Origin of the sequence: Micromonospora chalcea (genome assembly GCF_028768405.1) — a bacterium.
Classification (GTDB): domain Bacteria; phylum Actinomycetota; class Actinomycetes; order Mycobacteriales; family Micromonosporaceae; genus Micromonospora; species Micromonospora chalcea.
In genome coordinates, this window is sequence record NZ_CP118233.1 from 1,251,300 (window position 1) to 1,276,866 (window position 25,567).

General features: G+C 73.6%; 23 protein-coding genes. 13 read left to right on the forward strand and 10 right to left on the reverse strand.

Annotation, left to right across the window (positions count from 1 at the left end; genetic code table 11):
- Window positions 1-15 precede the first annotated feature (15 nt).
- The 4 genes from PVK74_RS05810 to PVK74_RS05825 form a co-directional block, all read right to left on the reverse strand.
- The gene (locus PVK74_RS05810; protein WP_274478410.1) at window positions 16-1,692 is read right to left on the reverse strand and encodes an ABC transporter substrate-binding protein; all 1,677 of its coding nucleotides are present in this window, start codon (window positions 1,690-1,692) and stop codon (window positions 16-18) included.
- Between the two features lie 117 nt (window positions 1,693-1,809).
- Window positions 1,810-2,811, reverse strand: coding sequence for a LacI family DNA-binding transcriptional regulator (locus tag PVK74_RS05815; protein WP_043324146.1), 1,002 nt, complete (start codon window positions 2,809-2,811; stop codon window positions 1,810-1,812).
- Between the two features lie 228 nt (window positions 2,812-3,039).
- Window positions 3,040-3,762, reverse strand: coding sequence for an FkbM family methyltransferase (locus PVK74_RS05820; protein WP_210883278.1), 723 nt, complete (start codon window positions 3,760-3,762; stop codon window positions 3,040-3,042).
- Between the two features lie 450 nt (window positions 3,763-4,212).
- Window positions 4,213-4,593: a YccF domain-containing protein gene (locus tag PVK74_RS05825; RefSeq protein ID WP_274478411.1), complete on the reverse strand. Its 381-nt coding sequence runs from the start codon at window positions 4,591-4,593 to the stop codon at window positions 4,213-4,215.
- A gap of 85 nt (window positions 4,594-4,678) precedes the next feature.
- Between PVK74_RS05825 and PVK74_RS05830 the strand changes: the two genes are divergently transcribed.
- Genes PVK74_RS05830 through PVK74_RS05850 form a run of 5 tightly spaced genes read left to right on the forward strand, consistent with a single transcriptional unit; the run spans window position 4,679 to window position 7,958 of the window.
- Window positions 4,679-4,912, forward strand: a complete 234-nt coding sequence (locus PVK74_RS05830) for a hypothetical protein (RefSeq protein WP_274478412.1) — start codon at window positions 4,679-4,681, stop codon at window positions 4,910-4,912.
- Between the two features lie 9 nt (window positions 4,913-4,921).
- The gene (locus PVK74_RS05835; protein ID WP_274478413.1) at window positions 4,922-6,031 is read left to right on the forward strand and encodes a M24 family metallopeptidase; all 1,110 of its coding nucleotides are present in this window, start codon (window positions 4,922-4,924) and stop codon (window positions 6,029-6,031) included.
- The gene (locus PVK74_RS05840; RefSeq protein ID WP_187693806.1) at window positions 6,028-7,170 is read left to right on the forward strand and encodes an acyl-CoA dehydrogenase family protein; all 1,143 of its coding nucleotides are present in this window, start codon (window positions 6,028-6,030) and stop codon (window positions 7,168-7,170) included. Before PVK74_RS05835 ends, PVK74_RS05840 begins: the two co-directional genes overlap by 4 nt.
- 9 nt (window positions 7,171-7,179) lie before the next feature.
- Window positions 7,180-7,395 (forward strand): DUF433 domain-containing protein, encoded by a 216-nt coding sequence (locus tag PVK74_RS05845; protein ID WP_030502405.1) that lies wholly within the window; start codon window positions 7,180-7,182, stop codon window positions 7,393-7,395.
- Between the two features lie 59 nt (window positions 7,396-7,454).
- Complete coding sequence (locus PVK74_RS05850; protein ID WP_043330145.1) at window positions 7,455-7,958, forward strand: Lrp/AsnC family transcriptional regulator; 504 nt, start codon at window positions 7,455-7,457, stop codon at window positions 7,956-7,958.
- Here the strand turns inward: PVK74_RS05850 and PVK74_RS05855 are convergent.
- Window positions 7,891-8,502 (reverse strand): histidine phosphatase family protein, encoded by a 612-nt coding sequence (locus tag PVK74_RS05855; RefSeq protein WP_274478415.1) that lies wholly within the window; start codon window positions 8,500-8,502, stop codon window positions 7,891-7,893. The two genes, PVK74_RS05850 and PVK74_RS05855, sit on opposite strands and share 68 nt — an antisense overlap.
- A gap of 160 nt (window positions 8,503-8,662) precedes the next feature.
- Here PVK74_RS05855 and PVK74_RS05860 point away from each other — a divergent pair, with 160 nt between their 5' ends.
- Window positions 8,663-8,857, forward strand: coding sequence for a CsbD family protein (locus tag PVK74_RS05860; protein WP_043324133.1), 195 nt, complete (start codon window positions 8,663-8,665; stop codon window positions 8,855-8,857).
- A 59-nt stretch (window positions 8,858-8,916) separates the two neighbouring features.
- On the opposite strand, the gene PVK74_RS05865 is transcribed toward PVK74_RS05860, so the two are convergent.
- Complete coding sequence (locus PVK74_RS05865; protein ID WP_104115743.1) at window positions 8,917-10,323, reverse strand: KamA family radical SAM protein; 1,407 nt, start codon at window positions 10,321-10,323, stop codon at window positions 8,917-8,919.
- 143 nt (window positions 10,324-10,466) lie between these two features.
- On the opposite strand from PVK74_RS05865, the gene kdd reads away from it, so the two are divergent.
- From kdd to PVK74_RS05895, 6 genes are read left to right on the forward strand one after another with little or no spacing between them, the layout of a single operon-like run.
- Window positions 10,467-11,528, forward strand: coding sequence for an L-erythro-3,5-diaminohexanoate dehydrogenase (gene kdd / locus PVK74_RS05870; protein WP_064446002.1), 1,062 nt, complete (start codon window positions 10,467-10,469; stop codon window positions 11,526-11,528).
- Window positions 11,529-11,532: 4 nt separating this feature from the next.
- The gene (locus PVK74_RS05875) at window positions 11,533-13,104 is read left to right on the forward strand and encodes an amidohydrolase (protein WP_274478417.1); all 1,572 of its coding nucleotides are present in this window, start codon (window positions 11,533-11,535) and stop codon (window positions 13,102-13,104) included.
- A complete protein-coding gene (gene kamD / locus PVK74_RS05880; protein ID WP_274478418.1) occupies window positions 13,101-14,663 on the forward strand; it encodes a lysine 5,6-aminomutase subunit alpha in 1,563 nt (520 codons plus the stop codon). The genes PVK74_RS05875 and kamD overlap by 4 nt, the downstream gene beginning before the upstream one ends.
- A complete protein-coding gene (gene kamE / locus PVK74_RS05885; RefSeq protein ID WP_043324123.1) occupies window positions 14,656-15,411 on the forward strand; it encodes a lysine 5,6-aminomutase subunit beta in 756 nt (251 codons plus the stop codon). Before kamD ends, kamE begins: the two co-directional genes overlap by 8 nt.
- Window positions 15,408-15,800: a 3-aminobutyryl-CoA ammonia lyase gene (gene kal / locus PVK74_RS05890; protein ID WP_043324122.1), complete on the forward strand. Its 393-nt coding sequence runs from the start codon at window positions 15,408-15,410 to the stop codon at window positions 15,798-15,800. The genes kamE and kal overlap by 4 nt, the downstream gene beginning before the upstream one ends.
- Window positions 15,797-17,131 carry a glutamate mutase L gene (locus tag PVK74_RS05895; RefSeq protein WP_274478419.1) on the forward strand — a complete coding sequence of 445 codons (1,335 nt, stop codon included), beginning with the start codon at window positions 15,797-15,799 and terminating at the stop codon, window positions 17,129-17,131. Before kal ends, PVK74_RS05895 begins: the two co-directional genes overlap by 4 nt.
- A 417-nt stretch (window positions 17,132-17,548) precedes the next feature.
- On the opposite strand, the gene PVK74_RS05900 is transcribed toward PVK74_RS05895, so the two are convergent.
- From PVK74_RS05900 to PVK74_RS05915, 4 genes are read right to left on the reverse strand one after another with little or no spacing between them, the layout of a single operon-like run.
- Window positions 17,549-18,331, reverse strand: a complete 783-nt coding sequence (locus PVK74_RS05900; RefSeq protein WP_140946602.1) for an ABC transporter permease — start codon at window positions 18,329-18,331, stop codon at window positions 17,549-17,551.
- The gene (locus PVK74_RS05905; RefSeq protein ID WP_274478420.1) at window positions 18,328-19,302 is read right to left on the reverse strand and encodes an ATP-binding cassette domain-containing protein; all 975 of its coding nucleotides are present in this window, start codon (window positions 19,300-19,302) and stop codon (window positions 18,328-18,330) included. Before PVK74_RS05905 ends, PVK74_RS05900 begins: the two co-directional genes overlap by 4 nt.
- Window positions 19,303-19,360: 58 nt before the next feature.
- Window positions 19,361-22,471, reverse strand: a complete 3,111-nt coding sequence (locus PVK74_RS05910) for an ATP-binding protein (RefSeq protein WP_274478421.1) — start codon at window positions 22,469-22,471, stop codon at window positions 19,361-19,363.
- A 51-nt stretch (window positions 22,472-22,522) separates the two neighbouring features.
- Window positions 22,523-23,839 (reverse strand): low temperature requirement protein A, encoded by a 1,317-nt coding sequence (locus PVK74_RS05915; protein ID WP_069089687.1) that lies wholly within the window; start codon window positions 23,837-23,839, stop codon window positions 22,523-22,525.
- Between the two features lie 112 nt (window positions 23,840-23,951).
- Between PVK74_RS05915 and lnt the strand changes: the two genes are divergently transcribed.
- Window positions 23,952-25,541, forward strand: coding sequence for an apolipoprotein N-acyltransferase (gene lnt, locus PVK74_RS05920; RefSeq protein WP_274478424.1), 1,590 nt, complete (start codon window positions 23,952-23,954; stop codon window positions 25,539-25,541).
- Window positions 25,542-25,567: the final 26 nt, after the last annotated feature.

Consider the following 25,567-nt stretch of genomic DNA (forward strand, 5'->3'; position numbering starts at 1 on the left):
GCCGGCGACGCCGGGTCAGCCGTTGGCCGGCTTGAGGTGCAGCACCACGTCCACCGCGTTGGGCTGGGTGGGCTGGAGCGCGCCGTACGGGTTCGAGTCGTCCGGCCAGCCGACCCAGTTCTTCGTGCTGTACGCGCCGCCGATGTTGTCCGCGCCGACCGGGATCATCGGCATCTGCTCGACGAAGATCTTCTGCAGCGTGGCCAGCGCGGTGGCGCGGGTGGCGTCGTCGGTGGCGTTTGCGTACGACACCAGCGCGTCGGTGGCCTCCTTGCTGTCGAACCGGCCGAAGTTGCCCGCCGGGGAGGCGGTGCCGATCGGCTTGAGCACGCGGCCGTCCATGATGGTCCGGTAGATGTCGTACGGCGTGGCGCCGCTCTCGGTCCACCGGAACGTGGCCTCGAAGTTGCCCTGCTCGACGTTGCGGAACCAGGCGTCCTGGTTGGCCTTGTCGATGGTCGCCGCGATGCCGATCTTCGCCAGGTTGCCCTTCACGATCTCCAGGCTGGTCTGGTAGTCCGACCAGCCGGCCGGGTCGGTCAGCCGGATCGTGACCGCCTTGCCGCTCTTGTCCTTCAGCGTGTTGCCGTCCAGCTTGTAGCCGGCGCCGGTGAGCAGCGCCTTGGCGCCCTCGACGTCGACCTTGTGCTCCTGGCCCTTGTACTCGGGCGCGATGAACGAGTCACCGGCCGGGCTGGGCAGGCCGGTCACGCTCTTGACCTCTGGGTGGAAGTAGCCGGCCTCGGCGGTGGTGAAGATGTCCGCCCGGTCGATCACCATGTTCATGGCCTTGCGCAGCGTCGGGTCGTCGAACGGCTTCTTCGTGGTGTTCAGGTAGAGACCGTGGATGCCGAGCACCGGGGGCGCCCACATCTTGTGGTTCTTCTGGTCCTTCGCCACGAACACGGTCTGGTAGTTCGGGATGAAGACGAAGCTCCACTCCGCCTCGCCGTTGGCCAGCGCGGTGGTCTGCGCGCTGTTGTCGGTGTACGAGGTGTACCGCAGCTCCTTCACCTTCGGCAGGTCCTGCCAGTAGCCGCTCTCGCGCACCGCCAGCGTCATGCTCGCCGGGGTGAACGACTTGAGCGTGTACGGGCCGCTGCCGACCGGCTGCTTCACCGGGTCGCTGGCCGGGTCGGCGATCTTCTCCCACAGGTGCTTGGGCACGATCGGCACCCGCCACAGCACCTTCTGCTGGTTGACGAACTGCGGGCTGGCCATCGAGATGGTGACCTCGTTGCCGCTGGCGACGGCGTCGGTGTACGGCACGCCCTGGTCGTTGATGGCCGGGAACTTCTTCACCAGGTTGTAGGTGAACGCGACGTCCTCGGCGGTGACCTTCTGCCCGTCCGACCAGGTCGCGTTCTCGCGGATGGTCACCTTCACCGACTTGTAGTCCGACGACCACTCGGCCTTGGTGGCCAGCCACGGCTTGAACGGCTCGGCCGGCTTCACCGGGTTCCACATCATCAGCGGCTCGTAGATCTGCCACCGGTAGCCCAGCGAGGCGGCGGCCGAGGTGGTGAGGAACGGGTTGTTGTTCTCGGCCTGCGGGCCGTTGGGCATGCCGACGCTCAGCACCGTCGCGGCCTGGCCGCTCTTCTTGTTCGCGTTCGGGCTGTCGCCGCACGCGGCGGCGGTGGTGACCATCGCGCCGGCCAGCGCGAGGGCGAGGAGTTGCCGTCTTCTCATGGAGGTCTCCCTCGGTGGTCCCGCATTCCTCGGGCGGGATGTGGTGGATGGAGGGTGTGCGGTGGAGCCACCGGCGGGCGGGCCCGCCGGCGTGGTCGCCGGGTACGGCGGGGTGGGTCAGGTGACGCCGGTCGAGTCGCGGGTGGTGAAGCCGGTGGGGATGACGGTCGGGCCCTCCGGCAGCGGGGTGCCGGCGAGGTGGGCGATGAGCAGCCGGGCGGCGGCCGTACCCATCTCCCGCAGCGGTTGGCGCACGGAGCTCAGCGGCGGGTGGGTGTGCCCGGCCAGCGGCAGGTCGTCGAAGCCGACCACCGCGACGTCCTGCGGGACGCGCCGCCCGGCGTCGCGCAGCGCCTGCAGCGCGCCGGCGGCCGACAGGTCGTTGTGGGCGAAGACGGCGTCGAAGGGTACGCCGTCGGCGAGCAGCCGCCGCACCGCCGCGCGCCCGCACTCGAACGTGAAGTCACCCTCGACCACCCGGCCCGGGTCGATCGCCAGGCCGGCTTCGGCGTACGCGCCGGCGAACCCGGCGAGCCGTTCCCGGGTGCAGCCGAACCGGCGCAGGCCGGTGACGACGAGCGGCCGCCGCCGGCCGAGCGCCAGCAGGTGCGTCGCGGCGGCCCGCGCCCCCGCTTCGTTCGTGGTGCGCACGGACGGGAAGCCGGGTTGGTGTCCCCGGTCGTCGATGAGGATGACCGGCAGGCCGCGCCGGTGCAGCTCGGTGATGTAGTCCAGCGTCCCCTCTGGTTCGACCACGAGCAGCCCGTCGAACGACTTGGCCGACACCTGGGAGGCGAAGCGGCGCATCGACTCGTCGCCGTGGGTGCAGGTGAACAGCAGCATGCCGTAGCCGGCGGCTTCGACCACGTCGGCCGCGCCCTGGAGCACCTCGCCCATCCAGGGCCAGGTCAGCGCCGGCACCAGCATGCCGACCACCCGGGTACGCCCGCGGGCCAGCCCGACCGCGCGTGCGCTCGGCACGTACCCGAGGTCGTTGATCACGGCGCGGACCCGGTCGGCGGTGCGCAGGTGCACCTCGCCCTTGCCGTTCAGCACCCGGGACACCGTCGTCTTGCTCACCCCGGCGCGGGCGGCGACGTCGGCGATCGTGATCGGCACGTGGCGCTCCCGGGTCGAAGGGATGAGCGGGATGTTTCGGAACCGGTTGCGGAAGCGGTTCCGTGGCAGTCAACCCAAGTGGCGCGGGTCACGTCAATCACAGATGGGTAACGATGTATAGCTAAGTTCGAGCCGTGAAAAAAGCGCCCGGGCTGCGTCTGCGCCGATCCGCGCGATGAGCAGGGTCGATGCCTTCCGGCCCGATCGCGCCTGGTCCGAAGTGGAGGTTCAGGGGCGGGCGTACACGTCGCCGGAGTTGGCCTCGTCCGGCAGCGTCCCCAGGTACGCGGCCACCTCGGCGGCCGGCCGCCAGCCCGGCAGCGCGAACGTCGTCTCGTCGCCGATCGCCGCGGTGAAGCGGGTGAAGCCCAGCGCGGTGAGCCGGTCCAGGCAGCGTGCCGCCGCCACCCGGGCGATGGTGGTGAACTCGAACGACAGCGCCGGGACCGGCCGGCTCAGCCCGGCCAGCACGGCGTCCTCGAAGCCCTCCACGTCGATCTTCACGAACGCCGGCACGCCGTACGCGGCCATCAGCGCGTCGAGCGTGGTGCCGGGCACCTCGATCTGTGCGTCCCAGGTCTCGCCCGCCCAGCCGGGCGCGCCGTCGGCGGCGCGGACGAACCCGGGGGAGGCGGTGGAGACCGTCGGGTTGGCCGAGTTCACGTGCAGTCGCACCGGCCCGGCGGTACGCCCGCACGCCGCCTCGACCACAGTCACCGCGCCGTCGTCCGCGTACAGCTCGCGCAGCGCCCGCGCGCACAACGGCTGCGGCTCGACGGCCACCACCGTCGCGCCGAGACGGCGGAAGCTGCCGAGCCGGTCGCCCACGTGCGCGCCGACGTCGAAGACCAGGTCACCGGCGTGCACGAGCGGGGCGTAGAACCGGTCGAGCGCGGCGTCGCGCGCCGGGTCGCCGTGGTAGAAGTCCAGCGACCGGCGCAGTCCCGACATCGCCGGGTCCGCCTTCAGTGTCTCGATCACCCCGTCCCGCACCCTCCCGACGCTAGTCAGCGAGGCGTTGGTGCGAGCCACATTCGCATCCTTCCTGCGGCCAGCGCCCGCCAACACCCCATCCTCCTAGGATGCTGTAGGGATGGTGAGGCCGGCCGTTCACCGCGAACGGGGAGCTGGCCGCTGCGGCGCGCCTTCGGTGCTCGCGTTCGTTACCTGCGAGATCTTGGTACGAGACGGCCCTCGGAGGGGCGACTCCGTACCAAGATCTCCAAGCCGTCCCGTGGCGCGGGACGCCGATCTCGGTTGCCGAGATCGTGGGGGTCGTCCTCGGGTGCGAACGTCAACTCGCCGCGTAACCGTCGCAGAGTGGAACGCCATGGGTGTCAAACAGGGCCGGAGACACCCATGGCGTTCCAGTGGCGGGTGGACCCGCGTGGCGAGGAGGGGTTACGGGTTCTCGACGACCTCCTGGCCGAGCGGCCACAGCGCCGCCGGGACCAGCTTGAAGTTCGCCACGCCGAACGGGATACCGATGATCGTCACGCAGAGCGCGACGCCGGCGAGGATGTGCGACAGGGCCAGCCACCAGCCGGCCAGCACCACCCAGAGCACGTTGGCCAGGCCGGAGGGAAGCCCGGCGCCCGGCTTGCGCACGATCGTGCGGCCGAACGGCCACAGCGAGTACGTGGCGAGCCGCAGCGAGGCGACGCCGAAGGGGATGGTGACGACCAGGACGAAGCAGACCAGGGCGGCGACGCCGTAGCCGAGGGCCAGGACGAAGCCGCCGCCGAAGACGAGCCACAGCAGGTTCAGCAGAAAGCGGATCACCACTCCATGGTCGCTCGTGCCCGCAAGCGCGCGCATATCGGTGCGAGCGGCGGGTAGAGGAGGGCGTGATCGAGCCCGAGCCGTCGTGCCTGTGACCCCTGTCGCTCCGGCGGCGCGCCGGGAGTTCCGGGAGTCGTACGAGCGGCTGCGCCGGTACTTCATCGTGGCGCTGCTGCACCGCGACTTCCTGGCCGGTCGCCTGCCGGACATCGCGCGGGCCCGGGCGCGGGAGGCCGCCGAGCAGGCCGGCCGGGCCCGGGCGGCGGGCCTCGGCTTCGATCATCAACCGGACTCCCGCGCTGGCCCAAACGACCGTTAAGCTTCGGTTGTGGGAACCGACGATCTGTACCCGGCCGGGCGACTCGCCGAGGCCCAGCGCGCCGCCGCAGCGGCGGGCCTGGATGCGCTGCTGCTCACCCCGGGCTCGGACCTGCGCTACCTGACCGGCTACGACGCCCGCGAGGGGGAGCGGCTGACCTGCCTGGTGCTGCCCGCCGAGGGTGAGCCGACGCTGATCGTGCCGGTGCTGGAGCGGCCGGACGCCGAGGCCGCGCCGGGCGCCGGGTACCGGATCGTCGACCACGCCGACGGCGCCGACCCGTGGCCGCTGGTGCGCGCGGCGCTGCCCGGCCCGGTCCGCGCGGTGGGGCTGGCCGACCGGATGTGGGCGCAGCAGGTCCTCGCGCTGCGCGACGTGCTGCCCGGCGCGGCGCAGCGGCTCGCCTCCGAGGTGCTGCGCGAGATGCGGATCCGCAAGTCGCCGGCCGAGGTGGCCGCGCTGGCCGAGGCGGGCGCCGCGATCGACGCGGTGCACCGGCGGATGGCCGAGTGGCTGCGTCCCGGCCGCACCGAGCGGGAGGTCGCCGCCGACCTGGCCGCCGCGATCCGGGCCGCCGGGCACGCCACTGTCGACTTCGTCATCGTCGCCGCCGGCCCGAACGGCGCGAGCCCGCACCACGGTGTCTCGGACCGCCCGATCGGCGTCGGCGAGCCGGTGGTGGTCGACATCGGCGGCACCATGCCGTCGGGCTACCGCTCCGACTGCACCCGCACGTACGTGGCCGGTGGCCCGGCCCCGGCCGAGTTCATGGACTACTACGCGGTGTTGTGGGAGGCGCAGCGCGCCGCCGTGGCCGCCGTCGCGCCGGGCGTGACCGCCGAGGCCCTCGACGCGGTCGCCCGCGACGTCATCACCGCCGCCGGGTTCGGCGACGCCTTCCTGCACCGCACCGGTCACGGCATCGGCCTCGACGGCCACGAGGAGCCGTACGTGGTGACCGGCAACCCCCGGCCCCTCGAGGCCGGCATGGCTTTCTCGGTCGAACCCGGGATCTACCTCGCCGGGCGGCACGGCGCCCGGATCGAGGACATCGTCGTCTGCACGACGGACGGCGGGCAACGGCTCAACACCACCCCCACGGAGCTCATCGCGCTATGAACGTCGACCGGATCCTGCCCACCGACGAGGCCCACGACCTGCTGGACCTCGCCACCGAACTCGCCGACCGGGAGCTGGCCCCGGCCGCCGCCGGTTTCGAGACCCGCGCCGAGTTCCCCCGGGAGGTGCTGCGCACGCTGGGCCGCGCCGGGCTGCTCGGCCTGCCGTACGCCGAGGAGCACGGCGGCGCCGCCCAGCCGTACGAGGTGTACCTGCAGGTGCTGGAGATCCTCGCCAGCCGGTGGCTGGCAGTGGCCGAGGCGGTCAGCGTGCACACGCTGTCCTGCTATCCGGTGGCCCAGTTCGGCACCGACGAGCAGCGCAAACTGCTGCCGGACATGATCGGTGGGGAGCTGCTCGGGGCGTACTGTCTCTCCGAGCCGCAGGGTGGTTCGGACGCGGCGGCCCTGACCACGCGGGCGGTGCGCGACGGCGACGAGTACGTGGTCACCGGCACCAAGGCGTGGATCACGCACGCCCGGGTCGCCGACTTCTACAACATCTTCTGCCGCACCGGCGGCCCCGGCCCGAAGGGCATCTCCTGCCTGCTGGCCGACCGGGCCACGCCGGGCATCCACCCGCAGGCCGCCGAGCGCACCATGGGCCTGCACGCCTCCCCGATCGCGCAGATCGCGTTCGACGACGCCCGGGTGCCGGCGGAGCGGCTGATCGGCGGCGAGGGCGCCGGGTTCACCATCGCCATGTCGGCGCTGGACTCCGGCCGGCTGGGCATCGCCGCGTGCGCGGTGGGCCTGGCCCAGGGCGCGCTCGACTACGCGGTCGGCTACGCCCGGGAGCGGCGCCAGTTCGGCCGCGCGATCATCGACTTCCAGGGGCTCGGGTTCAACCTGGCCGACGCCGCCACCCAGATCTCCGCCGCGCGGGCGCTCACCCTTGCGGCCGCGCGGCTGCGCGACGCGGGCCGCCCGTACTCGATCGAGGCGGCGAAGGCGAAGCTGTTCGCCACCGACATGGCGATGCGGGTGACCACCGACGCGGTGCAGGTGCTCGGCGGCGCCGGGTACGTCGCCGACCACCCGGTCGAGCGGTACATGCGTGAGGCGAAGGTGCTGCAGATCGTGGAGGGCACCAACCAGATCCAGCGGCTGGTGATCTCGCGCGCGCTGGCCAAGGGCTAGCCTGTCGCGGTGACCTTCCCCCGGATCACCGCCGACCCCGACGTCATGGGGGGTGCGCCCTGCGTGCGGCAGTCGCGCATCCCCGTGGCCACCCTGCTGGCCATGATGGCCGAGGGCATGTCCGTCACGGACATCCTCACCGACCTGCCGTTCCTGGACGAGGAGGACATGGCGGAGGTCCTGAACTACGCCGCGGACGCGGTACGCGACCGGACGGCGCGCTGAGCGTCACCACGGCGGGCCGGGTGCGGCGGGAGAGCGTTTTACCGGCTACTGTGCAGCGCGTGGAGGAGATCGACCGCGCCATCGTCGCCGCGCTGACCGGGGACGGTCGGCTGTCGTACACGGACCTGGCCGAGCGGGTGGGCCTGTCGGTGTCGGCCGTGCACCAGCGGGTCCGCCGGCTGGAGCAGCGCGGGGTGATCAAGGGGTACGCCGCGCGGGTGTCGTTCGAGGCGCTGGACCTGCCGCTGACCGCGTTCGTGGCGATCCGGCCGTTCGACCCGTCCCAGCCGGACGACGCGCCGGAGCGGCTGGCGCACCTGCCCGAGATCGACTCGTGCTACTCGGTGGCGGGGGAGGACTTCTATCTCCTGCTGGTGCGGGTGGCCGGTCCGGCCGACCTGGAGCGGGTACTGCAGGAGATCCGCACCTCGGCGAACGTCACCACGCGCACCACTGTGGTGCTGTCGACGCCGTACGAGAACCGGCCGCCGAAGATCAGTGGCGAGCTGACCGGCCGGGGTCGTCCGCGCCCGTCGGCGGAGCCGGCAGGTTCCACCGCCTGATCACCCGCCGGCCGTGCTCGTGCCCGAGCACGCTGAGCGTGGCGGTGTCCAGCCGCAGCAGTCCGCCGACCGACGGCGGGAGCCCGATCCAGCGTGCCCCGAGCACCCGCAGGCTGTGGCCGTGCCCGACCAGCGCCACGTCGCCCTGCTCCAGCAGCGGCGCGACCCGGTCCAGCACGCGGTCCAGGCGGGCGCCCACCTGTTCCGGTGACTCCCCGCCGGGGCCGCCGTCGGTCCAGATCGACCAGCCGGGCCGCTCGGTCTGGATGTCCGCGCTGGTGCGTCCCTCGTACTCGCCGTAGTGCCATTCGGCGAGGTCGGGCTCGATCGCGTCGACGGTGAGCCCGGCCAGGGTGGCGGTGCGGGTGGCGCGCTGCCGGGGGCTGGACAGCACGCGGGCGAAGCGCCGGCCGGCGAGCAGGGGAGCCAGCGCGCGGGCCTGCCGCTCGCCGTCGGGGGTCAGCTCCAGGTCGGTGTACGAGGTGTGCCGGTGGGCGGCGCTCCAGGTCGTCTCGCCGTGCCGGATCAGCAGGATCTCGTTCACCGGCCCAGTCAACCACGGTGGGTCGGCGTCGGCCGGGCGTCCAGCCTTCAACCTATTGTCCTAGGACGCATTACGCGATGTGCGCAGCACAACAGCGTTTCACCCGACAGTCACCGGGGACACGACAAGGGCAACGCTCGGCCGGAACGAGGAGGGCGACATGAGCTTCACCGACAAGGCGAAGAACAAGGCCCAGGAGATGAGCGGAATGGCCAAGGAGCGGATCGGCGACGTGACCGACAACGAGCGGTTGCGGGCCGAGGGCGCCTCCGAGCAGAGCGCGGCCCGGGCCCGGCAGGCCGGGGAGCACGCCAAGCAGGCGGGCCGCGACGTCAAGGACGCCTTCAACAAGTGAGTACGCGGAACGGCGGGCCACCTCATCGCAGAGGTGGCCCGCCGTTCGGGTGTCCGGGGTCAGTCGTCGCGGTGGGCGAGCCACCAGGCCTGGCCGGCCTCGGGCAGCGTGTCGATCGGGTCGTAGTAGGCGTAGCGCTTGTTCAGCGCCTCCAGGTCGGCCGACTCGATCGAGGTGCGGTAGTTCTTCGTCCAGTACGAGATGCCGCGCTCGCGGTCGTAGTCGGTGAGCATGTGCACCCACCGCTTGCCGACGAACGGCACGTCGCAGACGATCCGCGGGGTGGCGTAGCCGGGCAGGTAGCCCATGATGTCGTGCTGGAGCTGCTGGGCGTGCCACACCGGGACGCGCCAGTGCTCGGCGTTGGGGATCATGTCGCACATGTAGAAGTAGTACGGCAGGATGCCCGCCTCGCCCTGCAGCGCGAAGCACAGGTCGAGCAGGTCGGCGCTGGTGGCGTTGACGCCGCGCATGAGCACGCCCTGGTTGCGTACGTCGCGTACGCCGACGTCGAGCGCGGTCTGGGCGGCCTTGGCGACCAGCGGGGTCAGCGACTGGGCGTGGTTGACGTGGGTGTGGATGGCCAGGTTGACGCCGCGGCGGGCGGCGGTGCGGGCGACCCGTTCCAGGCCCTCGACCACGTCGGGCTGGAGCCAGTGCTGGGGCAGGCCCATGAGCGCCTTGGTGGCGAGCCGGATGTCGCGGATCGTCTCGATCTCCAGCAGGCGCATCAGGTACGACTCGAGGTTGCGCCACGGCACGTTGGCGACGTCGCCGCCGGAGACGACCACGTCGCGTACGCCGGGGTGGGCCTTGAGGTAGGTGATGTGGGCGTCGTAGCGGTCGACGGGCTTGAGGGTGAGCTTGAGCTTGTCGACGGCGGGGGTGGAGTTGCCGACGAGGTCCATGCGGGTGCAGTGGCCGCAGTACTGCGGGCAGGTGGAGAGCAGTTCGGCGAGGACCTTGGTGGGGTAGCGGTGGGTGAGGCCCTCGGCGACCCACATGTCGTGTTCGTGGAGGCTGTCGCGGCTGGCGTACGGGTGCGACGGCCAGTCGGTGCGGCGGTCGGAGGCGACCGGGATCATGTAGCGGCGGATCGGGTCGGCGAGCAGCGCCTCGGTGCTCATCGGCTCAAACGGCACCATGGTGTTGAGCATCTGCGGCGGCACCAGCATGGACATGGTGGCCAGGGCCTTCTGGTCGGCCTCCAGGTCGGCGTAGAAGGTCTCGTCGACGGTGTCGCCGAGGACGGCGCGCAGCTGCTTGATGTTCTTGACGCAGTTGACCCGCTGCCACTGGGCGCTCTCCCACTGGTCGCGGGTGACGTGGCGCCAGCCGGGGAAGCGGGTCCAGTCGGGTTCGACGAGGGGCGCGCGGCGGTATTCGTAGGGCTGTCCGGCGGCTGGGACGGCGGCCGGCGCGTGGCGGGGCGTCGGGATGGTCTCCACCGGTTGGGTCTGGGTCACGGCCCCTCCTCGTCAGTGTGCGGGTTGATCAACGGATGCGTAGGCTACTGGAAAATCTGCGGTGAAGAAATTAGTCTGCCGTAAGTTTTCCCGCGATGCGAGTCCTGACCAGGGGTTCGGGCGGCTGGACATAGGGGGTCGGCGTGACGTCACCGGTGGGACTGCACCGAGTCGTGGAACCGGCGGGGGTGCTCCCGCAGGCGGCCTGGCGGCTGGACCCGGACCCGCGGATCGCGGCGAACGAGGTGCGGATCCGGGTCGAGCGGCTGAACCTGGACGCGGCGAGCTTCCGGCAGCTGGCGGAGAAGCACGGCGGCGACGGGGAGAAGGTCCGCGCCGAGGTGCTGGAGATCGTGTCGACCCGGGGGAAGATGCAGAACCCGGTGACCGGTTCCGGCGGGATGCTGATCGGCACCGTCGAGGAGGCGGGCCGCCGGTCGCCGCTGGGGCTGAAGCCGGGCGACCGGGTGGCGACGCTCGTGTCGCTGACGCTGACGCCGCTGACGATCCTCGACGGGCTGGCCCGCTGGGACGGGCGCAGCGAGCAGGTGCCGTGTGACGGGTACGCGATCCTGTTCGCGCGGTCGATCGCGGCGGTGCTGCCGGCGGACCTGCACCCCGAGTTGTCCCTCGCCGTGCTGGACGTGTGCGGGGCGCCGGCGCTCACCGCGCGGGTGGTGGCCGAGCAGGTGGCGCGGCGCTCACGTGAGGGTGATCCGCGTCCGGTGTCGGTGGCGGTGATCGGCGGGGCCGGCAAGAGCGGGTCGCTGTCGCTGGCGGCGGCGCGGCGGGCGGGCGCCGCCCGTACCGTCGGGGTGGTTCCGGTGGCCGCGGAGCGGGACGCGCTGGCGGCGGCCGGGCTGGCCGACGTGGTGGCGCTGGCCGACGCGCGGGATCCGGTGGGGCTGTCGACGGCGGTGACGACGGCGCTGGGGGTGCCGGCGGACGTGACTGTGGTGTGCGTGGACGTGCCGGGGTGTGAGCACGGCGCGGTGCTGGCCACGGCGGACGGCGGTACGGTGATCTTCTTTTCGATGGCGACGAGCTTTGCGGCGGCGGCGCTTGGTGCGGAGGGCCTGGCGGCGGACGTGACGATGCTGGTGGGCAACGGGTATGTGCCGGGGCACGCGGCGCTGGCGCTGGATTTGTTGCGGACCGAGCCGGGGGTGCGCGGTCTGTTCGAGGCGCGTCTGGCGGCAGACTGAGACCATGACGAACCCCTCGACGCTGTATCGCGGTGGAGTGCTGCACTGTCCGGCCGACCCGAGCGCGACGGCGCTGCTGGTGCGGGACGGGCGGATCGCCTGGTTGGGCACGGACGCGGAGGCGCCGCGGGCGGACCGGGTGGTGGAGCTGGGCGGTGCGCTGGTGACGCCGGCGTTCGTGGACGCGCATGTGCACGCGACTGATACCGGGTTGGCGTTGTCGGGGCTGGATCTGTCGGCGGTGCGGTCGGCGGGTGGGCTGCTGGAGGCGGTGTCGGCGTTCGCGGCGGGTCTGCCGGGTGACGCGGTGGTGCTGGGGCACGGCTGGGACGAGTCGGGCTGGGCGGATCCGGTGTTGCCGGATGCGGCGGCGCTGGACCGTGCTGCGGGTGGGCGGCGGGTGTATCTGTCGCAGGCGTCGATCCATTCGGCGCTGGTGTCGGCGGCGTTGCTGGCGGCGTGCCCGGAGGTGGTGTCGGCGGCCGGGTACGAGGCGTCGGGGTGGTTGCGGCGCGACGCGCACCATGTGGTGCGGGCGGCGGCGTTCGCGTCGGTTTCGCGGGCGCAGCGGGTGGCGGCGCAGCGGCGGGCCCTGGCGCACGCGGCGTCGCTGGGTGTCGCGGCGGTGCACGAGTGCGGTGGGCCGGACATTTCCGACGAGGAGGACTTCACCGGGCTGTTGGCGATCTCGGGGGCCGGGGTGCCGGAGGTGTACGGGTACTGGGGTGAGCTGCTGGGTGCGGCGAAGGCCCGGGAGCTGGGCGCGGTGGGCGCGGGTGGTGACCTGTTCGCCGACGGGGCGCTGGGGTCGCGGACGGCGCACGTGTCGGCGGCGTACCTGGACGGTGAGGCGGGGGCGTGCGGGCACGGGTACGTGTCGGCGGAGCAGGTTCGTGATCATCTGCTGGATTGTGCGGCGCACGGGTTGCAGGGCGGGTTCCACGCGATCGGGGACGCGGCGATCGGCACGGTGCTGGAGGGCTTCGGCATGGCGGCGCGGTCGCTGGGTGTGGACCGGTTGCGGGCGGCGCGGCACCGGGTGGAGCACGCGGAGATCATGAGCAAGGCGCTGATCGCCGGGTTCGTGGAGTACGGGATCGTGGCGTCGATGCAGCCGGCGTTCGACAGGTTGTGGGGCGGCGCGGGCCGGATGTACGAGTCGCGGCTGGGGTTGGCGCGGTCGCTGGAGTCGAATCCGATGGGCGCGATGCACGGTGTCGGGGTGGCGTTGGCGTTCGGGTCGGATTCGCCGGTGACGCCGCTTGATCCGTGGGGTTCGGTGCGGGCTGCGGCGGCGCACCACAACCCGGCGCAGCGGATGAGTGTGCGGGCGGCGTTCGCGGCGCACACGCGCGGCGGGTGGCGGGCGGTGCACCTGGACAACGAGGGTGTGCTGGCGTTGGGGGCGCCGGCGACGTTCGCGGTGTGGGACACCCCGGCGGGCGTGGAGCGGGGGCTTCCGGTGGTGCTGGCCGAGGATCCGGAGTTGCGGGGCGCGGATGATCCGACGCCGCTGCCGGTGTGCCGGACCACTGTGTTGCGCGGTGACGTGATCTATCAGGAAGGGTCTTCGTGACAGGCAAGCTTGGGCTGGATCCGGCGTTGGTGGCGCGGGCGCGGGAGTTGGCGCGCCGGGCCGGGCAGCCGGTGGTGGATCTGGCGCGTAGCCACACCACGGTGTCGGTGGAGCGGGCGGTGCTGCGGCTGGCCGGGGTGACCGGCGCGGACCCGGACGGCATTCCGTGGGTGAACCGGCTGGTCGACGCGGTGGTCGCGGACGTCGGGTTGGGGCACGGGGTGGCGGCGCCGGTGTTCGACGCGCTGGCGCGTGAGGGCATCGCCGATGTGACGTTGCTGGCGCAGAAGGCGGCGGCCGGGTCGGTGCGGTTCGCGCAGCCGTCGGGGAAGGCGGTGACGGCGGCGCGGCGGGCGTCGCGCAAGGCGGTCGCGGCGGGGATCCGCAGCATCGACCGGCGGCGCGCGGAGCGGGACCGCTTGGTGAAGCGGTTCGGGGATCCGGCGCGTCGGCCGTGGATCTACCTGATCGTGGCCACGGGTGACATCTACGAGGACATTCCGCAGGCGCAGGCGGCGGCGCGGGCCGGCGCCGATGTGATCGCGGTGATCCGGTCGACGGGGCAGTCGCTGCTGGACTACGTGCCGGAGGGGGCGACCCGGGAGGGGTTCGCGGGCACGTACGCGACGCAGGAGAACTTCCGGCTGATGCGGGCGGCGCTGGACGAGACGTCGAAGGAGCTGGGCCGGTACGTGCGGTTGACGAACTACGCGTCGGGTCTGTGCATGCCGGAGATGGCGACGCTGGCCGGCCTGGAGCGGCTGGACATGATGCTCAACGACTCGATGTACGGGATTCTGTTCCGCGACATCAACCCGATCCGCACGTTCGTGGACCAGCGGTTCTCGCGGCAGGTGCACGCGCGGGCGGGGATCATCATCAACACCGGTGAGGACAACTACCTGACCACCGCTGACGCGGTGGACGAGGCGCACACGGTGACGGTGTCGCAGTTGCTGAACGAGTTCTTCGCGCACGAGGCGGGGCTGGCGGACTGGCAGCTGGGGCTGGGGCACGCGTTCGAGATCAACCCGGACGTGCCGGAGTCGTTCCGGTTGGAGTTGGCGCACGCGCTGCTGGCGCGGGAGTTGTTCCCGGACGCGCCGTTGAAGTGGATGCCGCCGACGAAGCACATGACCGGTGACGTGTTCCGGGGCAACCTGCTGGACGGGTTCTTCAACCTGGTGGGCACGATGACCGGGCAGGGGATTCTGCTGGTGGGGATGATGACCGAGGCGGTGGTGACGCCGTGGCTGTCGGACCGGGACATCGCGCTGCAGAACGTGCGGTACGTGCTGGGCGCGGCGGGCGGGTTGCACGAGGACTTCGTGCCGGCGCCGGGCGGGTTCATCCAGGCGCGGGCGCACCGGGTGCTCGGTGAGGCGGTGGATCTGCTGGAGCGCATCGGGGACCAGTCGTTGCTGACGGCGATCGCCGAGGGCACGTTCGGGATCATGAAGCGGCCGGCGGACCGCGGGAAGGGCCTGGACGGCGTGGCCCGGCACGAGGCGGACTACTACAACCCGGCCACGGAGATCCTGGAGCAGCCCCATGAGTGAGAAGACGGTTGTGCGGCCGTACGGGGACACCACCGGTGACGGCATGGTGCAGGTGTCGTTCACGTTGCCGGTGCCGCACGACAAGCGGGCCGAGGGCGCGGCGGTGCAGCTGGCGAACAAGATGGGCATGGACCCGGCGATGCTGGTGCACGCCAAACCGATCGGTGACGGGTTCACGTTCTTCGTGGTGTACGGGCGGGTGAACCACCTGGTGGACCTGGCGAAGGTGCAGGTGGTGGAGCGTGACTATCCGCTGCTGTCGGCCAAGGAGGTCAACGCGGTGGTGAAGCGGCGGCTGCGCCGCAAGCTGTCGGTGGTGGGCGCCTGCATCGGCACGGACGCGCACACCGTGGGCATCGACGCGATCCTCAACGTCAAGGGCATCGCCGGGGAGAAGGGCCTGGAGTACTACCGGGAGCTGAAGGTCACGAACCTGGGCGCGCAGGTGAGCGTGCCGGAACTGGTCGAGGCGGCCCGGCGGGAGCGCGCCGACGCGGTGCTGGTGTCGCAGGTGGTGACGCAGCGCGACGCGCATCTGCACAACACGCGGGAGATGTCGGCGGCGTTCCGGGAGGCGATGCCGGCCGGGCGCCGGCCGCTGCTGATCGTCGGCGGGCCGCGGTTCGACGAGACGATGACCGGCGAGCTGGGCGTGGACCGGATCTTCGGCCGTGGCACCACTCCGGGCGAGGTGGCCAGTTACCTCGTCCACGCTTTGATCACCTCCAGGAAGGCGAACGTCGCATGAGCGATCCGCGTGTCGGTCTGACAGTCACCCACCGCCGGTACGTGCCGTACTCCCACGCCCACTACGCGGGGAACCTGGTCGACGGGGCGTACGCGCTGGGGTTGTTCGGGGACGTGGCGACCGAGGTGTGCATCCGCACCGACGGTGACGAGGGGTTGTTCGCCTCGTACGCGGATGTGCAGTTCCGGGCGCCGATGAAGGCCGGTGACGTGCTGGAGGTGACGGCGACGGTGACCCGGGTGGGTACCCGCAGCCGCACCATCGACTTCGCCGCGACCGTGGTGTGCCGGGGCCGCCCGGACAAGGGCGAGTCGGCCGCCGAGGTGCTCGGCGAGCCGATCGTGGCGGTCACCGCGACCGGCACGGTGGTCGTGCCCCAACGGCCGTGAGCGTCGTCGTCTGCGCCGACGTGGGGTCGACGTACACGAAGGCCGCGGTGGTGGACCTCGACGGCGGCCGGCTGGTCGCGGCGGCGTCCGCGCCCACCACTGTGGGCACTGACGTGCTGCACGGTCTGGACGCCGCGGTCGGCGCGGCCACCGCGTCGGCCGGGGTCGCTGAGGCGCCCTGGTACGTGTGTTCGTCGGCCGGGGGTGGGCTGCGCCTGGCGGTGGTGGGTTACGAGCCCCTCGTCACCGCTCAGGCGGGCCGGCGGGTCGGTCTGTCGGCGGGCGCGAACGTGGTGCACGTGGCGGCGGGACGGTTGTCCGGGGCGGACGTGGCGGCGTTGCGGGCGGCCCGCCCGGACGTGGTGCTGCTCGTCGGCGGCACCGACGGCGGCGATGCCGAGACGGTGACGCACAACGCGACGCGGCTGGCGAAGGCCCGCTTGCGGGTGCCGGTGGTCCTGGCGGGCAACGCCGACGTGCGCGACGAGCTGCACGCGCTGCTGGCCGGCGCGGGGGTGCCGGTGACGGTGGCGGACAACGTGCTGCCGCGCATCGGGGTGCTGGAGCCGGCGTCGGCGCGGGCGGCGATCCGGGAGGTGTTCCTGCGGCACGTCATCGGCGGCAAGAAGCTGTCCCGGGGTACGCGGTTCGCGCGGCTGGTCCGCGCCGCCACCCCCGACGCGGTGCTGACCGGCGTGGAGGTCCTCGCCGGGACGCTCGGCGGTGACCTCGCGGTGGTGGACGTGGGTGGCGCGACCACCGACGTGTACTCGGTGCTCACCCCCGACGAGCGGGACAGCGGCCCGAGCCAGGAGGTGGCGGGGACGCTGTGGCGGGCCCGCACCGTGGAGGGTGACCTGGGCATGCGGTGGAGCGCGCCGGGTGTGGTGCGTGCCGCGGTCGAGGAGCGGCTGCTCGACGCGGCCGAGGAGGCGGATCTGGCGGCCGCGGCGGCGGTCCGGGCCGCCGACCCGGGGTTCCTGCCCGCCGGTGACGCCGACCGGGCCGTGGACCGGCGCATCGCGGCCCTCGCGGCGACGGTGGCGCTGCGGCGGCACGCGCGTGGGGCGGCGACGGGGGAGCGGGCCGGGCGGGACCTGCGGGAGGTGAAGCTGCTCGTCGGCTCCGGCGGGGTGCTGCGGCACGCCGACCCGGGTGACGCGGCGGCGGTGCTCGACGCGGTGCTCACCGACCACGCCGGCGGGTGGGCGTTGCCGCGGGCGGCCCGCCCGGTCGTCGACGTGGACTACGTGCTGGCCGCCGCCGGGCTGCTCGCCGACGATCATCCGGGTGCGGCGGCGGCGATGCTGCGGCACCACCTCGGCGCCTGAAGCAGGCTCAGGAATCGAGACGCGCCGACGCGACACGCCGTGTCGCAACACACGACAGGCCCGGGTGGGTTGACAGCGGCGGGGGTCTACGCCGTACCGTCTTTGAGTCCTACCACGGGAAGCGGCTGTTGTTCGCTTCGTCCCTTCGTCCGCTGGCCGAGCGACCGGAAGGTTGCGGCGGCCAGGTCCAGCGGGCGGGGGTCGGCGGGGCGGCGCGAACCGGCCGCGGTTACCGGTGTACGGGCAAGGTGAGAGGCACGGCCAGTAGACAACGGCCAGGCGGGGGCAGCCAGTCCACGTCGGGTCGGTCCGAAGGTCGGCGCTGATCGTCTTCGCCCCACCGGCCGGGAAGGGCCTGGGAGCATCGGGGCGCGGCTTCGGCCGCGCCCCGATTTCATCCCCCCGATGCTCCCCGTGTCAGCGGCCGAGCCGCCGGTAGCGGCGCACCGCCGCCGGTGCGGTCACCGCGATCAGCGCCAGCGGCCAGGCGACCGCCAGTTCCAGCGCGTGCCGGGCCGGCCACGAGTCGCCGCTCAGGCCCGGGTTGCCGAACAGGTCCCGGGCCGCCGCCACCGTCGCCGACAGCGGATTCCACGCGGCGATCGCGCCCAGCCAGTCCGGCATCAGCTCCGGCGCCACGAACACGTTGGACAGGGCGGTCAGCGGGAACGCCAGCGGGAACACCACCACCGCGACCGTGTCCGGGTTCGGCACGAGCAGCCCGAACAGGATGCCCACCCAGGTCATTGCGACGCGCAGCAGCAGGATCAGCGCCACCGCCGTCAGGGCCGGGCCGACTCCGTCGCGCCACTGCCAGCCCACCAGCAGCCCGCACACCACGAGTGTGGTCATCTCCAGGCACGCGCGTACCAGGTCGGCGCCGGCGCGGCCGGACAGCAGCGCCGAACGGGCCATCGGCAGTGACCGGAACCGGTCCACCACGCCCCGGCCGGCGTCCGCCGCGATCGCCGACGCGGTCGCGCCGAGCCCGTAGAGCATCGTCATCACGAACACGCCGGGCAGCAGGAACTCCCGGTAGTTGCCGCCGCCCGGCACGGACATGCCGCTGCCGAACACGTAGCCGAACACCAGCACGAACATGATCGGCAGGCTGAAGTAGATGATGATCTCCTCCGGGGCGCGGACCACGTGCCGCATGTTCCGCCCGGCCATCAGCCACCCGTCGGTCAGCGCCCTCACGACGCCACCTCCATCCGCTGCGCGTCGGCCCGGCCGCCGGTCAGGCGCAGGAACGCCTCGTCCAGCGTCGGCCGGCGCACCAGCACGTCCTCCACCGCCACCCCGGCGTCCTCCAGGGTCCGCAGCACGGTCATGAGCACGGCGATCCGGTCGGCCACCGGCGCGTCCACGCGCCGCAGCTCCGCGTCCACCGTCACCGCCGCGCCGGTGGCGCGTTCCACCACCGCCGCCGCCGTGGGCAGGTCCGCCGCGTCGCGGACCATCAGCTCCAGCCGGTCCGCGCCGATGCGGGCCTTCAACCGCTCCGGGGTGCCCTCGGCCACGACCCGGCCGGAGTCGATGACGCACACCCGGTCGGCGAGGTGGTCGGCCTCCTGCAGGTACTGGGTGGTCAACAGCACGGTCGTGCCGTCGGCGACCAGTTCCCGCACCGCCGACCACAGACCGTTGCGGCTGCGCGGGTCCAGGCCGGTGGTCGGCTCGTCGAGGAACAGCACCCGCGGCGGCACCACCAGGCTGGCCGCCAGATCCAGGCGGCGGCGCATCCCACCGGAGTAGCCGCCCGCCGACCGGTCCGCCGCCTCGGTCAACCCGAACCGGTCCAGCAGCTCCTCGGCGCGGTCGCGGGCCCGCCGCGCGGACAGCCGCCGCAGCCGCCCGAACAGCACCAGGTTCTGCCGCCCGCTGAGCACCTCGTCGACCGCCGCGTACTGCCCGGTCAGGCTGATCGCCTCACGGACCCGGTCCGGTTCGGAGGCCACGTCGTACCCGGCGACCCGGGCCCGGCCGGCGTCGAACCGCAGCAGCGTGGTGAGGATCCGCACCGCAGTGGTCTTGCCCGCCCCGTTCGGGCCGAGCACCCCGTACACGGTGCCGGCCGGCACGGCCAGGTCGAAGCCGTCCAGGGCGGTGGTGCGTCCGTACGTTTTTCGTATCCCGTCGGCCAGCACGGCCGTCGCGTCGTCGGTCATGCCGGTCAGCGTCACCGGTGCCGCTGACCGGGCGCGCACCGCGCGCGCACCGGGCCGGTCAGCGCCCGTCGACCAGCGCCAGCGCCCGCTGCCGGGGCAGGTCCGCGCCCCCGGCGTACGCGGTGGCGAACGCCGCCTCACCCAGGTGTTCCCGCAGCTCGACGGCGGTGGGTGTGCCGGCCGGCGCGTCGGCCGCGCCGGTGCCCGCCAGCAGCGCCGCCGCCGCGCCCAGCAGCCGGGCCGCCGACTCGGGGTCGCCGTCGCGCAGCAGCGGCCCGGCCAGCCCGTCCGCGGCGGCGGCCACCACCGGCACGTCCCACACACCGACGCCGGCGGTGAGGACCTGCCGGTAGTGGGCGCGGGCCGTAGCCGGGTCGCCGGTGGCGTCGGCGAGCTGCCCGAGCGTCACCAGCGCCGCGAGCCGCACCACATCGGCGCCGAACCAGCCCGACGGGCACTGCGCGACCGCCCGTTCGCACAACGCCCGCGCCCGCCGCGGGTCGCCGTCGCGGCGGGCGATCTCACCGAGCCCCAGGTACGCGGCGGCGACCAGCTCCGGCGCGCCGGCCGGCCCGGCGATGCGCCGCACCCGCCGGAAGTCCTCGGCCGCGCCGGTCAGGTCACCGGCGGCGAGCCGCCCGTCGGCGCGGGTCCGCAGCAGCTCCGCCAGGTCCAGGGTGGAGCCGAGCTGCTCGGCCAGCTCCAGCGCCTCGGCCATCGGCGCGGCCGCCGACGCGACGTCACCGGTGCGGTAGGCCGCCTCGGCGCGGGTGGACAGCGTCACGATCATGCCCCAGCGGTCGTCGAGCGCCCGGAAACCGGCCAGCGCGCCGTCCAGGTCGGCGTGGGCCTGGGCGTGACGGCCGTGCAGCAGACTGACCATCGCGGTGCCCAGGCGGCCCAGCGCCCGGCTCCACGGGTCGGCGCCGAGCAGCCGGTCCCGGACGGCCCGCTCGTGCAGCGCCGCCGCGTCCTGCGGCGACGGGGGGCCGCTGGCCATGCCGGACAGGTAGAGCAGGAACGGATGCCGGGGCGGCCGGGCCATGGTCCACAGGATCCGCGACGCGGCGTCGACCTCGCTGCGTTCGCCGCCACCGGCGAGCGTGGCGATCAGCAGGGCCAGCGCGTACTCCTCGGCCAGGCCGTCGGGCGGGCCGCCGAGCCGGTCGACAAGCCGCCGGGCCGGCGCCGCGCCCTCCCCACGCAGGCCCCGCAGCCACCAGTAGAACGCCAGCGCCGCGACCAGCCGCAGGCCGGTCGCGGTGTCCGCGTGGCGCAGCGCCGCGTGCAGGTCGTCGCGGGCGGCGTCGAGGCGGCGCAGCCACCGCTCCTGGCCGCCGCCGCGCAGGCCCGCGTCGCCGGCCTGCGCCAGACCCAGGAAGTACGCGGCGTGCGCGTCGCGCACCCGCCCGGTCTCGCCGTGCTCGGCCAGCCGGGCGGCGGTGAACTCGCGGATCGTCTCCAGCATCCGGTAGCGCCCGCCGGCCGCCTCCACCAGCGACTTGTCGACCAGGCCGGTGAGGGTGTCCAGGACGTCGGCGGCGTCCGGGCCGCACACCGCCTGCACGGCGGCCAGGTCGGCGGCGCCGGCGAACACGCTCATCCGGGCGGCCAGCAGCCGCTCCGGGGCGTCGAGCAGGTCCCAGCTCCACCCCACCACCGCCTCCAGCGTGCGGTGGCGGGGCGCGGCGGCGCGGTCGCCGCGGCGCAGCAGCCGGAACCGGTCGTCCAGCCGGGCCGCGACCTGCGTCACCGGCAGGGCCCGCAGCCGCGCCGCGGCCAGCTCCAGGGCCAGCGGCAGCCCGTCGAGGGTACGGCAGATCCGCAGCACCGCCGGGGTGGTGTCGGCGTCGAGGGTGAACCCGGGCGCCACGTCGGCGGCCCGGTCGGCGAACAGCCGCACCGCCGGGTACGCGGCCGCCGTCTCCGGTGCGCTCGGCGCGTCCGGGACGGCCAGGCCACCGACCGGGCACAGTGCCTCACCGGTGAGGCCCAGCGGCTCCCGGCTGGTGGCCAGCACCCGCAGCCCGGGAGCGGCGGCGAGCAGCCGGGCGGCCAGCCGGGCCGCGTCGTCGATCACGTGCTCGCAGTTGTCCAGCACCAGCAGCAGACGCCGGCCGGCCAGCGCCGCCACCAGCCGGTCGGTGAGGTCCCGGGGCCCGCCCGGGGCGCGCAGCCCGGCGTCGCGCAGGTCCAGCGCGGTCAGCACCGCCGGCGCCACAGGCGAGCCGGGCGCGACAGCGGCCAGCTCCACCAGGCACACCGGCCCGTCGTGCCGGGACGCCGCGGTGGTGGCCAGCCGGGTCTTCCCGGCGCCGCCGGGGCCGTGCAACGTCACCAGCCGCGCCGAGGCCAGCAGCTCCTCGACGCGCCGCAACTCCCGTTCCCGGCCGACGAAGCTGGTCAGCGGGGCGGGCAGCCGCGCCGGCGGCGCGGGGTCGTCGCGCAGCAGCGTGGCGTGCAACGCGACCAGCTCCGCCGACGGGTCGGCGCCCAGCTCCTCGGCCAGCACGCGGCGCGCGTCGGCGTACGCGGCGAGGGCCTCGGCGCGGCTGCCCGCGCCGTGCAGGGCGCGCATCAGTAAACCGTGCAGCCGCTCCCGCAGCGGATGCGCCGCCACCAGGGTCCGCAGCTCGGCGATCAGCGGCGCCCCGGGCGGCGCGAGCGCCAGGTCCGCCTCGACCCGGTCCTCGATCGCCGCCAGGCGCAGCTCGCGCAGCCGGGCCGCCTCGACGTCGGCGAACGGCGCCCCGGCGACATCCGCGAGGGGTTCACCGCGCCACAGGTCCAGCGCGTCGCGCAGCAGCGCCGCCGCGCCGCGCGGATCACCGTCGGCCAGCGCCGCCCGTCCCGCCCCGGCCAGCCGGGTGAACCGGTGCACATCCACCCGCTGCGGGTCGACGGCCAGCCGGTAACCGGCCGGACCGAACTCGATGCGCGCCCCGGGCAGCAGCCGCCGCAGCCGCGACACCTGCGACTGCAACGCGTTCGCGGCCTGCTCCGGCGGCCGGTCGCCGTAGACGCCGTCGATGAGCCGCCGCGGCGGCACCGTGCGGTCGGCGTCGAGCAGCAGCAGCACCAGCAGGGCACGCAGCCGCTCACCGGCGACCGGGAGCGCGCTGCCGTCGGCCGCGTACGCCTGGGTCGCGCCGAGCACACCGAACCGCATGGGCCCGATTGTCGCCTGTCGCCGGTACCGCCCACACTCCCCACCCGCCGGTCACAGGTGACGCCGGCGCCATTCGGACTGCTCCCGCTCGGCGGCGACCTGCTCGTCCAACGCGGTCCGGCGCACCTGACGACGCCACGGGTCACCCGCGCGCAGACCGAACAGCACCAGGAAGACGCTGACCGCCGCCAGGATCGCCAGAGCGGCCACCACCGGCAGCCGGCCCGCCCACGGCAGCCCCACCGCCAGCACGAGCACCACACAGGTGGCGACCGCCGGAATCCGTTGGGTCGCCCGCACCGCCAGCGCCAGCAGTCCCAACATGTAGATGACCACCCCGGCGAACAGCACCCGGCTGTCCAGCTCGGCGGCGTGTTCCCACCAGGGATCGCCGTGCGGGTGGGAGATGACGGTGAGGTAGCGCTTGAGCCCGAGGGCGAACAGGATGATCCCGGTGATCAGCGGCAGGTGCAGGTAGGCGTAGGCGTCGCGGGCGAGCGCCGCTCGTGCCCGGACGTCGCGGGTGCGATGCAGCCGCTGCTCCAGCGCGGGTGCCAGAGTGTCGAAGTACAGCCACCACAGGGACGCGATGATGGTGACGCCGAGCACCGACGCCACGATCACCGGCCACGTGGCCGGCAAGCCGGCGCTCAGCTTCGGTCCCAGCCCGAGCGAAATGATCGACTCGCCGAGCGCGATGAGCAGGATCAGCGCGTATCGCTCGGCCCAGTGGGCGGCGGACACGACTGTCAGCCCGGCGCTGGGGGCGAGGCCCCCGGAGGTGTACTCGACGCAGACCGCGGCCAGCCACAGCGCCAGCGGCAGCCACCTCGCCCATGGCTGCTGGGGTGACTCGGGCAGTGCCTTGGTGGCGAGGATCAACGCCACGCTGGTCAGCGGTGGGAGACCGAGGCGCAGGGCGGTCCGTCCGCGGCGGCTGCTGCGGGCCAGGAACACCAGCACCTGGGCCGCCCGGATGATGAGGTAGCAGCAGGCGAACAAGACCAGACCGGGCGGACCGGACTGCTGCTGCGCCTGCTCCTCGGCGAACGCCGACGGTGTGCTCAGCGTCAGCACGAACAGCGCGGCCACCGTCACCGAGCCGACAAGCGGCATCACCCCCTGGTCGGTGCGGACGACGTTGCCCAGGGCGGCGAAGGACACCCAGCACCACCACAGCAGCAACAGCAACAGCAGTCCCGCCAGCAACGACCTGCCGCTCAGGGTTTCGGAGAGGACGTTCGTGACGTTCAGGAACGCGAACACGAACACCAGGTCGTAGAACAACTCCACCCGGGTGACGCGCGAGCCGGGCGCGGTCGGCAGGACACGACCCCGTCCCCGCTCAGCGTTCATGCTGCCGAGCATGGCAGCGGGCCCCGCCCACCGAGGCGCAGTTGCCCGATCGGTGGCGCAGGGGCGCGGGCCGACGGCCGGTACGGGCGGGTAGCCTTCGGCCCGTGATCGTGGGGAGAAGCCGGTGACGACGCTGGAGCAGGAGCAGTCGCGCACCGTCGCCGACGGGGCGCGTCCCCTGCCGCTGACGCTGGCCGTGCCGGCCGCCGTACTGGCCGGGGTGGCGCTGCTGCTGGCGTTCCCGCCGTACGGGATGTGGCCGCTCGCCCCGGTCGGGGTGGCGTTGCTGGCGGCCGCCGCGCACCGGCGGCGGTTGCGTGCCGGCGCCGGGCTGGGTTTCCTCACCGGCGTGGCGCTGTTCGCGCCGCTGCTGGAGTGGACGAACCTGCACACCGGCTACCTGCCGTGGGCGCTGCTGTCGCTGCTGCAGGCCGCCTACCTGGCGCTGCTGGGCGCCGCCACCGCCTGGGTGTCGCCGCTGGCCGACCGGCACCGGGCGGCATGGCCGCTGCTCACCGGCGTGTTGTGGGTGGGGCAGGAGGCGCTGCGTGACCGGACCCCGTTCGGCGGGTTCCCGTGGGGGCGGCTGGCGTTCAGCCAGGACACGTCGCCGATGCTGCGGCTGGCCGCGCTCGGCGGCGCGCCGCTGGTCACGTTCGCGGTAGCGGTCGCCGGCGGGATCCTCGTCGCGGTGGCGTGGCGGGACTGGCGTCGCGCGCCCGGGCAGTGGCGGCCGGTGGCCGGGCTCACCGCCGGGCTGGTCGCGCTGCTCGCCGCCGGCCCGGCCGTGCCCGCCGAGGTACGCGGCGCGGACGGCACCGTCACCGTCGCGATCGTGCAGGGCAACGTGCCGCGCCTCGGGCTGGACTTCAACGCGCAGCGGCAGGCGGTGCTCAACAACCACGTCGACGCCACGCTGGAACTGGCCGAACGGGTCACCGAGGGCGGGCAGCCCCGCCCCGACCTGGTGGTGTGGCCGGAGAACTCCAGCGACATCGACCCGCTGCGCAACCCGGCCGCGGGGGAACGGATCGGGCAGGCCGCCGACGCGATCGGCGCGCCGATCCTGGTCGGCGCGGTGCTCGCCGGCCCGGAGGCGGGGCAGGTGCGCAACGTGGGGCTGCTGTGGCGGCCCGGCACGGGCGTCGACCTGGACCAGACGTACGTCAAGCGGCATCCGGTGCCGTTCGCCGAGTACGTGCCGCTGCGATCCCTCGCCCGCATGGTCAGCTCGCAGGTCGACCGGGTCAGCTCCGACTTCGTCCCCGGTGACCGGCCCGGCGTGGTCGACGCGGGCGCGGCGGTCCTCGGCGACGTGATCTGCTTCGAGGTCGCCTACGACGGGATCGTCCGGGACACCGTGACCGGCGGCGCGCAGCTGCTGGTGGTGCAGACGAACAACGCCACGTTCGACGTGGCCGAGGCCCGCCAGCAGCTGGCCATGGTGCGGTTGCGGGCGGTGGAGCACGGCCGGGCCGCGTTGATGGCCTCCACGGTCGGGGTGTCCGGGTTCATTTCCCCGGACGGGCGGGTAGACGGTGCGACCGGGTTCAACACCGCCGCGGTGGTGGTGCGGCAGATGGAACTCGGCAACGGGCGTACCCCGGCGACCACGGCCGGGGTGTGGCCGGAGGTGGCGCTCACGGCGCTGGCGGTCGCGGCCCTGGCCGGCGCGGCCGTGCTGCGCCGGCGCCGGGAGGTCGCTCCCGGCTGAGCCGACGAGCGGGAGGCGGTGCGACG